Annotated in this window: 1 protein-coding gene; it reads left to right on the forward strand. The window is 44.5% G+C overall.

The features are described from left to right. Positions 1-178: 178 nt before the first annotated feature. On the forward strand, positions 179-1,001 hold an 823-nt coding region (locus R7F67_RS25130), incomplete at its 3' end, for an MFS transporter (protein ID WP_318057574.1).

Below are 1,001 nucleotides of genomic sequence, written 5' to 3' on the forward strand. Positions count from 1 at the left end.
CGCTCAGGTGTCGAGAATGTCCATCATGTTGGGGCTATCTCTAATCATCGTCCATAACTCTCCGAAGTTGCTGGAAATATTAGCAGAACAAGCCATCAACAGCGGTTGTCACCAAACAACGGGAGACAACGAACACCATGATCATTCTCATCACCACCATCATTAATAAGAGCAAACTATGAGTATTTTCCGATTTCCAGTTCTTGTTTGGCTTGGAATAGGGATTTTGATTATTTGTCTAGGGATCAGACAATCTTTCGGTATTTTTATGATGCCAATTTCAGACTACTTTCAGACCGGGCGCGAGTTCTTTAGCTTTGCTATTGCCTTGCAAAACTTGTTGTTTGGCGTATTCCAACCTTTTGTCGGCATGGCATCAGACCGTTGGGGCGCGAAGCGTATTATCATTTTAGGTGCCTTTTCTTACGCTTTAGGTCTTTACCTTACTTCTATCGCCATTGAGCCAACCATGATGTATCTATCACTTGGCATTTTGGTCGGTTTTGGTTTGAGCGCAACCAGCTACGTCATTGTGTTAGGGGCAGTAGCAAAGGTTGTCCCTGCACAACATGCAGGTAAAGCATTTGGTTTAACTACCGCTGCGGGATCGTTTGGTATGTTCGCCATGATCCCTGGATCACAAGTGCTTTTGAGTGATTTTGGCTGGCAAGGCGCACTTCAAGCATTCGCTGTACTGTGTAGCTTTATGGTGATGTTTGCATTGTTCATGAGAACTGCGAAGCCACAAGCAAGTAACCATGCAAATGTTCAGGAAGACACACAAACCCTAAAAGAAGCATTAAAAGAAGCTTTCTCTCACAGAGGTTATTGGCTGATTCATGCAGGTTTCTTTGTGTGCGGCTTTCACGTGATGTTCATTGCAACTCACTTACCAAGTTATCTGGCAGATAAAGATTTACCAGCCTCAACCGCCGCAATGGCACTGGCGTATGTTGGCATCTTCAACATTTTTGGTTCGTACTTCTGGGGTGTTATGGCGG

Source organism: Vibrio sp. YT-17 (genome assembly GCF_033337375.1).
Taxonomy (GTDB): domain Bacteria; phylum Pseudomonadota; class Gammaproteobacteria; order Enterobacterales; family Vibrionaceae; genus Vibrio; species Vibrio alginolyticus.